Annotated in this window: 4 protein-coding genes; 1 reads left to right on the top strand and 3 read right to left on the bottom strand. The window is 41.7% G+C overall.

Going from position 1 to position 2,172, the window contains the following annotated elements:
* Positions 1–632 (top strand): helix-turn-helix domain-containing protein (locus LAY57_RS35385; protein WP_338022555.1); only part of this gene is annotated, 632 nt, incomplete at its 5' end.
* A gap of 79 nt (positions 633–711) precedes the next feature.
* On the opposite strand, the gene LAY57_RS35380 is transcribed toward LAY57_RS35385, so the two are convergent.
* From LAY57_RS35380 to LAY57_RS35370, 3 genes are all read right to left on the bottom strand, one after another.
* On the bottom strand, positions 712–1,323 hold the full coding sequence (locus LAY57_RS35380) for a GNAT family N-acetyltransferase (protein WP_249072142.1): 612 nt from the start codon (positions 1,321–1,323) through the stop codon (positions 712–714).
* Positions 1,307–1,477 (bottom strand): hypothetical protein, encoded by a 171-nt coding sequence (locus LAY57_RS35375; RefSeq protein ID WP_249072140.1) that lies wholly within the window; start codon positions 1,475–1,477, stop codon positions 1,307–1,309. Before LAY57_RS35375 ends, LAY57_RS35380 begins: the two co-directional genes overlap by 17 nt.
* Positions 1,478–1,608: 131 nt before the next feature.
* Positions 1,609–1,842 carry a hypothetical protein gene (locus LAY57_RS35370; protein ID WP_249072138.1) on the bottom strand — a complete coding sequence of 78 codons (234 nt, stop codon included), beginning with the start codon at positions 1,840–1,842 and terminating at the stop codon, positions 1,609–1,611.
* Positions 1,843–2,172 lie beyond the last annotated feature (330 nt).

The raw sequence follows: 2,172 nt of genomic DNA, 5'->3' as shown, positions 1-2,172 counted from the left end.
CATATCTCTTGTTTTTCAAAAAGTTCAATTTTTCATCCCCAAATCAGCTTCTTAAATCAGTTTGTGAGAAATGCGGGTTTAAGCAGCTGGTTATGGACACAACAGAGGTGTTGAAGTATTTAGACGAACTGGTTTTCGCTCAAACGGGTAAACATCTCGATAGTTTGCAAAGAGCAATTCTTAAAGGCGTTCTCAACAGTCAGAAATACGCTGATATTGCCAAAGAATACAACTGTACGCGAGGTCACGCTAAAGATGAAGCTTATGCGCTTTGGCAGCTTCTTTCTGAAGCGTTGGGAAAAGATTTGAATAAGTCAAATTTTCGGGCTTGTGTTGAAAGATTAGGATTTTATAATTCTCAACAAAATATTGGTAATTATCTAATTGGTGGTAATATTAATCACTGTTCTAATCCTCCACAAGTTAACCAAGAATCTGAATTAGAAAATTTAGAATCAATTATTAAAGAAACTTTTACACCTGTTAACGGCAAATCTAACAATATTGAAACCGCACGAAAACTAGCTAAACTGGAAACGATACCGCGATTAGTAAAAATTGGCTTAACGGCAGAACAAATTGCCCAAGCTTTAGATTTGCCTGTGGAGGAAATAGAACAAAGGCTGGAATAGCCAAACAGCAAGTAGCTATTTAATCTATTTAATTGTCGTCTTGTAGCAATATCCCCAAATTCTCTACACACCTACAAACTTATTCATCTATGTTCACCTGTTCGAGGTCTTCCCCACTCAGCAAATCAATCAACGGTTTCAGGTCAAGATACATCGTGCGATACGGAACAGGCGGAGGCAAAACTTCATCTAGATTAGCGAACTGAAAACCAAATCTCTCATAAAAACTAGAAGCATTATAGGGTGGATTTGTATCGGGGTCGTAGAGGGCATCAACAGTCATGAATCTCACGCCTAGCAGACTTGCTATTTCTGTAGCGACGTACTCCAATGCCCACTCAACCAAACGACGACCACATCCTTTTGCTCTCCGGTCAGCAGCAAGTAAGCCAATCTTAACAGCAGGAAATGTCCGGTACTGAACTCCCTCTTCCTCAAGAATCTGTTCGTCAACTACAAGTTTGTCAGCTAAAAGCGTTATGTAACCTGCTAGCGCATCACCGTGTCTGATAATCCAGCATTGGCTAATTCGAGCATCAACCTCGCGCTGAACTCGCCCTTGTCTCCAGTATGTTACAAACTCGCCCCGATTACACCGAAACCCCTGACCTGAAACTTCCAAGTCAGGAGTTAGCTTTTCTACTTCCGCTTCAGAAAAATCAACTCCAGCGAATTTACCGCTTGCTGACATCAGTGTTCTCTGTGCTGCGACGCTCAGCAATTCGTTTTGCTGTGGTTATAGCTGCCTCGTTAGCTACATAACCACCTGATTTAATAGCACGGGCTATCTTTTTAGCTTCGCTACCCACAACTGGTTGTGAGACGGTGTTGAGGGGATACTTCATGGTATTGATGGCAAAGTTACTGTTTTTTTTATATCATACTCATCTTACCAAAACGGAATGAAACAAGGGCGATCGCCTACGAGTGTTATTTTACAGATCGATAAGAGCGAGCGCCTCCCTTGAGTTGGTATCTATCTAATACGAGGATTCTGAATCATAAACAGAGGACTGCCTTGCCAATTTTGATTGTAATCTGCAATCTGACCTAAATTATTGACCAAACCACTTGCGTTAGGCTTATTTTCAAAACACACCCCCCAGTCATCTCCGACAAAACCGTTAACAAGAATCTGATTCTGTCCAGGTGGAACCGTATAGCGATTAAAAATGCTGCTATTGCTTGGATGGTAAAGTACAACAGTCACAGGTGTACTCCACTGATTAAAGAAAGCCACCTTGCCAGTACCACCACGAAAAGGTGCTCCTGAATATGTTGTCGGGCATTGTCTATTTGCAGGTCTTAAGTCAACTTGCGTTGGAATTCTACTTGGGGGTGGACCACTGTTCCTTGGATTTAATATACGACCCGGACAACCGGACAAGTTGGATCGAGCCTTCCTAAGCCACTGTTACAACCAGCTGAAGCGCTCTCAACAGTTAATGCAAGCCCTGTAGTGCATACAGCGGTTCCCGCTGTATTGTGATACACTCAAATAATAAACAACAAAAATATTTCTCAATGAAACCATTTTCAA

Origin of the sequence: Argonema antarcticum A004/B2 (assembly GCF_023333585.1) — a bacterium.
GTDB lineage: Bacteria > Cyanobacteriota > Cyanobacteriia > Cyanobacteriales > Aerosakkonemataceae > Argonema > Argonema antarcticum.
Note: the sequence above shows the minus strand (reverse complement) of the source record. Positions and strands in the feature narration are given on the sequence as shown.